This is a genomic window from Nostoc sp. S13 (genome assembly GCF_029379315.1).
GTDB lineage: Bacteria > Cyanobacteriota > Cyanobacteriia > Cyanobacteriales > Nostocaceae > Nostoc.
Map to the genome: position 1 here is coordinate 67,219 of NZ_JAQYWQ010000019.1, position 6,631 is coordinate 73,849.

The following is a 6,631-nucleotide window of genomic DNA, read 5'->3' on the forward strand; positions in this document are numbered from 1 at the left end:
TTTGCTAGAGATTTTATAAATTACTCGGTATGGTCTTAAACTTTTCTGCCGACCCCAAAGAATAATCTTCTAACTTAAAATCACCAAAAGGCTTTTTTTCTAACCTATCCCGTAATGCTTCATCCAGAATTAAACCTGCTGATTCTTTTTTAACCCCAATAATTATAATACTTCTCTGATATTTAGTTAAATCTTGATTTGCCTGACAATCACTCCGTTGAAATTGCCCCAAATTTAATATCCGATAACTTTTGACGCTTGGTGTATTAATAAATAAATTTTTAACTAAATATTGTATTTGTTTGGAACGTTCTAGAGCCATACGTTCTTGAACTGCTGTATCACCCTTGCAAGAAACTGTACCTACAGAGATAATCTCACTGGGATCTTTCATTATATTCTGTATACCTTGTTGTTCTAAGCTCAACTTTAAAAGGTCTAGACTAATAATTTGATTATTATATTTAATTTGAAAATTGCTACCTAAAAGCCATTTATATTCTAGTGATAAAACAGCGATATTAAATTCGGCCACCTTCCCCTGACTATCCCTACCTTCTTTATAAGGAAAATAATCAATCTTACTTTTTTTTTCGGGAGATTGTCCATAATTTTGCCTCACAGAAAATTTTGATGTCCGCGTTGCTAATGCCACTATACTAAGTAATCCTAATATCACTAGCAGCACTGCAAAAAATTTCAGTAGTGGTACTTCTTCTGGCTGTTTATCTGGAGGCGACAAAGTTTTAGTAATTGGCGCGGACAACTGCTCCGTGTTAATATTGTCCACTAAAATAATATTTACAGGAGTAGTTTCTATTAGTTGGGTTTCAATTTCTTCAAGACGCTGCAAAATTTCCTGAGTATTGGCAGGACGCTTTTCTATATCCGGTAGTGTTAGCCAATCAATTAAATTCAATAGTAAGGGTGAGATATGCATGGCATGATTTTGCCAGTGCAATAAATTGTGCTGCATATCATACATATCTAAGGGATGGTATCCCGTGAGTAAAAATACAAAGGTGCGCCCCAAGGCAAAGAAATCTGATTGTGGTACTGCTTGAGCATTCATTTGTTCTGGAGCGCTGTAGCCAGATGACATAAGTGCTGTCATCTCGTTGCCGTTGCTGAGTTGGTCTGGGTGGGTTCTGTCAATTTCAGTAGCGGTGCCAAAATCAATCAGTACCAAATCCCCCCAACCCTTTCCAAGGGGGGATCGAATCATGATATTAGATGGCTTAATATCTCGATGCAGGTACTGTTTACCATGTACTAAATCCAAAATTTCTACCAATTGTTTTAACCAGGCTACAGCTTGTTCCTGCGAAATAGGATAATTCTGCTGCTGTAGCCACTGTTCTAAGTTGTATCCATCAATTTTTTCCATTGCAATGCAATGCAACACTAAACCATGTCGGGTTTGATACTGGAAGTAACTATCTTCGTTGGGAATGCCGGGATGCTTGAGTTGTCCTAATACGGTTACTTCTTGCTGAAATAGTTTTACTGCTTTGGGGTCGCTTGATAAATCGTCTTTGAGTATCTTGAGGATTTTAGGGGTATCTTGTTCGTATGCTTCATAAACTTTACTAAACCCTGTTTTGTCACTCAACAGGCACGTCACCCGATAACGCCCTAACAATTCCAGATGAGAACCACAACTTTGACAAAAGCGGTTTTGATGATTATTCGGATGATTTGGTTTAGGGCAAATGGGATTGATACAAAGGCTCATGACTGGGTAACTGGGGAATGGGGAGTGGGGAGTGGGGAATGGGGAGTGGGGAGTGGGGAGTGGGGAGATGAGGGAGATGAGGGAGATGAGGGAGATGGGGAGAATAACCAATGCCCAATGCCCAATGCGCCATGCCCAATTCCCCTAGACATCGCTCCTATTAATTCTTCTGTTGCTGTATGATAATCCCGTCTAATAATAATGAGATTTTCTAGCTGTGTTCTGCCAAGAAAGCTGCTACAGTTTGGTTAAATGCCTCTGGTTGCGTCAAAAACGGCCAATGATTGCCAGGAACTTGGCAGATGCGTAAGTTTTTGAGATAGGTTTTGTAGGGTTGGATTTGCCAATCTTGGCGATTTAAACCTTGTTCTGGTTGCACAAAGAGGGCATGGGTATGAAGGGGGATTATAAAACCAGGCACTTGCATGACTTCCTCAAAAATCCCGTCGCGGGCGGCTATAGTAAATTTGCTGCCCCAACTACCATCGAGTTTTTGTTCTATTCCTGCTTGGAAAACTTGCTGCTGCAAGGAACTCCATCCTTGATATTGCTTTAACTGCCGTGCTTGTTGTTCGGCTTCTTCATGACTGGCAAAGGGGCCCATGCTTTTGAGGAAAGGCAAGAACCGATACAACATCGGAAAAGTTACCCTAAAAAGGCTGGGCATTTTCCAGATGAAAATCGGATCAACTAGAATTATACTCCGCAAACGCTTTGGGTTTTGCCTTGCCCAGATGGCGGCTAATTTGCCTGTCCACGAGTGACTGACAATATGGGCAAAAGTCCATCCGAGATTATCCATGAGTGCTTCGAGGTCTGCGATCGCACTTTCAAAACTATAATCTCTCTCAGGCTTACTACTTTGGCCATGTCCGCGCATATCTGGTGCAACTATATGGTAATCTGCCGCTAAGTAATTTCCTAAACTAGACCACACTAGAGCATGGTCGCCTAAGCCGTGTAACAGCAATAAAGGTTCTTGACCTTGGTTCCACTCTAAGTAAGAAAGTTGGATATCAGGCTTTGATAAAGTTTGACGTACAGGCATCATTGCACATCCACCAGTGAAGAGATAGTTTGGCGTTTATATAATACTGCGAAAAAAGATGAGGAGCAGGGAGAAATGGAACTTGACAACTATAACCAAGCTTTAAAATTCAAGCCTGATGCTCTTTTCTCAATAGGTCAAATTTCCTGGATGCGATCGCGTATTTGGAGTTAGAGTTATTAAATCGTCAATATTGCGTTTCATTGTCTCGCAAATCGCATCTAGAGGTAAGTCATTAGGGTCATAACCAAAGGGGTTTTCTATCTCCAAACCGATGGCTTCAATCCCAAATACTGTAAAACCAACTAAACTAGCAATTAAACCTGTCCACCAACCCAGAGTCTCCACTATTTGAAAGGGTAGCAAGAAACAATATAGCAACAATAATTGCTTAAGATGAATGGCATAAGCTAATGGTATAGGTGTTTTTAAAATACGTTCGCAAGCACCTAAATTATCGACAAGATTATTCAATAATTCTTGCATAGATGTTAACTGGTAACTATTAAGGCAATTACGATGATACTGATCCTGTAAATAATCTCCTATCCAAAAGGCAACCTCTATGGGGGGATTATTCATAATCTTCAGTTTTATATACTTACTAGATGGCATTAAATCTTCTAACTCGCTATTGACTGCTTCTCCCCGCAAATGTAATTTAGTTGTCACAGCAAAAGCTACCAATAAATTTAATGCTATAATTTTATTGTCTTTATCTTCTAGAGAGATTTCCTCAATAGATACCCAAATTTGCCGTGCCAGATTTCGGATGTTATTTACTAGAGATCCCCAGCATTTTCTCCCTTCCCAAAATCGCTCATAAGCAGTATTGGTGCGAAATACAAGTAACAAACCTAATACAATACTAGGAATAACACTTCCTAAAATAGGTTGGGATACTGGCAAATCAAAATGGTAAAGTATAGAAATCAGAAATCCGAAAGCTCCGCACCATAAAATATGTTTATAAATTGCTTTAATCACCGAACCTTTAAGTTGTAATGTTGTGCGTAGCCATGTAAGTTTTTCGGTTGTCATGCAGTCACCCTAAGAAAATATTTAGTGAACCGATAGATTAAACATCGATACTTTAAAAATAATAACTATATAAATAGCACAATTGGCAAAGAGGATACTGCAATAAGTAGTGTTGGGAAGATAAGAGGATATGCTGGCGGCAATAACTGTATCCTAGCTTCTGTTACAATCCTCTGAGGGGAAATTGGGCAAGAGAGAAGAGGCTTATATAAAAGTCAAAAGCGATGCCTACGGTGGTCACTAATCTTTGTCGTACCCCTACGGGGAACAAGCTAGGCGCAGCGTCTCGTAGAGAAGTGCTGATTACGCCTACGCGGCTAATTGTAAATAAATATAAAGTTTTCTCGGTGGCTGCATAAATCCCTTACTTCACACCGATAAATCCATAGAAGAAAAGATACATGGCTATCGATGATCGTCATACAGTATTAGTTGGTATCATGTACGGCAGTAAATCAAAAAGTTCTAACCAGTACAAATTCTGCCAGTAAATTAAAATAATTCGTAATTCGTAATGACGTTCTCTACAAGGCGCGCAACGGACGCAGACTCGCTACCGCTAGGAAGACAGGAATTAAGTTATGTCTTTTTTTAGTGCTTAGTCTCGAAACGTTGAATTTCAATCAAATAACCACTGGGATCACGCAAAAAACAGTGGTAAATGTTGTACTTTTCATTTAATGTAGGTGGCTTTTCAAATTCGACGCCTCGTTCTTTGAGATATTCAAACCACTCATCCACCAGCTGCGTTACCAAAGTAAAAATGACACTTGATTGCTTGTCGGCTGGAAGAGTTGATATTTCGCTTGATTGGCACAATCCCAAGTATCCAGAGCCACTGACAGTATAAATTCGACAGGTTCCTTGATCAAGCCACAACTGCAAGCCCAGCTTTTGCTCATAAAATTCCGTGGATGCACTAAGGTCTTGGGTATAAAAGAAAGTAACCTGTTGTTCAATTGGCGGATGATCAGACATAAAGTACATTTAAGTATATACCCCAACGACATCTGGCGATCGCATAGGTAAAAATTGATTGATGTTAGAAACCTGTTACTACTCTAGATGCCTTAAGCGCATCTGGAGTTTCTTTTTGGAAAATTTATTAAACGATTTAGAATAAGTAATAGCAGCCCTTGAACGCATGGCTAATGCTAATGTCGATTTTATCGATGCTTATTTGGCAGAAATTGCTCGTCAAAAAGGACAGACAATAGTTTATTTTGACAGAGATTTTATCCTTCTATAGCAGTCCGCTTTAATTTTTAAAATTATTTGCGTAGACAGTGAGTAGGGAGTGGGGAGTGGGGAGTGGGGAGTGGGGAAGAAGCCTTTTCGGAGTGTACTGATTTTTTTCAAAAATCAAATAGGAGTCCTATACAACACTATAAACTTTCTGCAATACCTAGAAGATGCATTTCCCCTAGTAGCAAAACCGGATTTATAGCAAATACTTGAAGAAGAATTCAGAAGTCAGAATTCAGGAGTCAGAATCAAGACGCTCGCGGACTCGCTACCGCTACGCTATCAGTGGGGGATTCAGACCCGCCACTGATTGAAGACCACCAAATTGAAAATTTGGTGGGGGTGCAAAAATGCCGTTTATTCATCCACCAGTCGCACAAAATACCCAAGTGAATCCTGGCGACTGGCACCTTTATTCTGTTTGATAAATATGAAAAACCCAGTTTTTTTGTTGAAAATATTGCAAAATATTTAAGTTAACCCAGATTATCTGGATCTATTCCCAGCGCTTTTAATTGTTCTGTCAATTGCTGCACCCGTTGTTCTGCTTGTTGAGCGCGTTGTGCTTCTTGTTGAGCGCGTTCTGTTTCTTGTTGAGCGCGTTGTGCTTCTTGTTGAGCGCGTTGTGCTTCTTGTTGAGCGCGTTCTGTTTCTTGTTGAGCGCGTTGTGCTTCTTGTTGAGCGCGTTGTGCTTCTTGTTGAGCGCGTTCTGTTTCTTGTTGAGCGCGTTGTGCTTCTTGTTGAGCGCGTTGTGCTTCTTGTTGAGCGCGTTCTGTTTCTTGTTGAGCGCGTTCTGTTTCTTGTTGAGCACGTTGTGTTTCTTGTTTTATTTGTTCTGCGGGCGTGAGATACCGTTGTCCTTGCTCATCATACCAATACATCCATTCCCGCGTTACACCGCAATAATTTCCCCTTTCGCAACCAATTCCCAGCCCAATTTCTGCTAGCCAAATGGGGTTTCCCTCTTGTAATTCATACCTTCCATTAACTAACTTATGTACTTCCAGATGCGGTTTGCGGCGGCGACGAGAGGAATAAATCACGTAATAAAGTACACCCAAAGCCGCATATTCATCTAATTTAGTAGTGTATTCCTTGCGATAATTTTGGGAAACTACTTCTAGCACGAAAATCGGTACAACATTTTCATCCCACAGCACATAACTGGGACGCAGTTCCTCATCATAAAACCGCTCTACCCCTAAGCTCAAAAACCCATCTGGCACAATGGCCGGTTTATCGGGGTGATAATAAATACCCATATCTATGGCAAATAACCAGTCCATGCGTTCTGACCACAGTATCAGCAGGATCGCCTTCAGCAAGCCTGGTATCAATTCTTGCAGTTCATTATCCACAGGCGTTTCATCAGAGTCTGGTAATTCCTCGGCTGAGGGCAAGTACCTTGGCAAGTTGTACTCTAACATGGCTGGTTTCCCCAAAAATCAAAGGATATTTGACTCTATTTAGCTCATCAGAATTATAGCGATTTCTCCGCAACTATAGGAATCCTATTTGAGTTTTGAACAAGCTCCGTACATCTGAAGAGTGGCAAAGTCAAA

Annotated in this window: 5 protein-coding genes and 1 pseudogene; 1 reads left to right on the plus strand and 5 read right to left on the minus strand. The window is 40.5% G+C overall.

Going from position 1 to position 6,631, the window contains the following annotated elements:
* Positions 1 to 13 precede the first annotated feature (13 nt).
* On the minus strand, positions 14 to 1,735 hold the full coding sequence (locus PUQ00_RS09285) for a serine/threonine-protein kinase (protein WP_300415383.1): 1,722 nt from the start codon (positions 1,733 to 1,735) through the stop codon (positions 14 to 16).
* Between PUQ00_RS09285 and PUQ00_RS09290 the strand changes: the two genes are divergently transcribed.
* Positions 1,649 to 1,918, plus strand: coding sequence for a hypothetical protein (locus PUQ00_RS09290; protein WP_300415399.1), 270 nt, complete (start codon positions 1,649 to 1,651; stop codon positions 1,916 to 1,918). The genes PUQ00_RS09285 and PUQ00_RS09290 overlap by 87 nt on opposite strands.
* A gap of 28 nt (positions 1,919 to 1,946) precedes the next feature.
* Here PUQ00_RS09290 and PUQ00_RS09295 read toward each other — a convergent pair whose 3' ends face one another.
* The 4 genes and pseudogenes from PUQ00_RS09295 to PUQ00_RS09310 all read right to left on the minus strand — a co-directional run.
* Positions 1,947 to 2,783 carry an alpha/beta hydrolase gene (locus PUQ00_RS09295; protein ID WP_300415396.1) on the minus strand — a complete coding sequence of 279 codons (837 nt, stop codon included), beginning with the start codon at positions 2,781 to 2,783 and terminating at the stop codon, positions 1,947 to 1,949.
* 129 nt (positions 2,784 to 2,912) lie between these two features.
* Positions 2,913 to 3,824 (minus strand): bestrophin family ion channel, encoded by a 912-nt coding sequence (locus PUQ00_RS09300; protein WP_300415385.1) that lies wholly within the window; start codon positions 3,822 to 3,824, stop codon positions 2,913 to 2,915.
* 591 nt (positions 3,825 to 4,415) lie between these two features.
* Positions 4,416 to 4,802 (minus strand): VOC family protein, encoded by a 387-nt coding sequence (locus PUQ00_RS09305; protein WP_300415387.1) that lies wholly within the window; start codon positions 4,800 to 4,802, stop codon positions 4,416 to 4,418.
* A gap of 1,004 nt (positions 4,803 to 5,806) precedes the next feature.
* Positions 5,807 to 6,496 (minus strand): annotated as a pseudogene (locus PUQ00_RS09310) (Uma2 family endonuclease); the annotation flags it as partial.
* Positions 6,497 to 6,631: the final 135 nt, after the last annotated feature.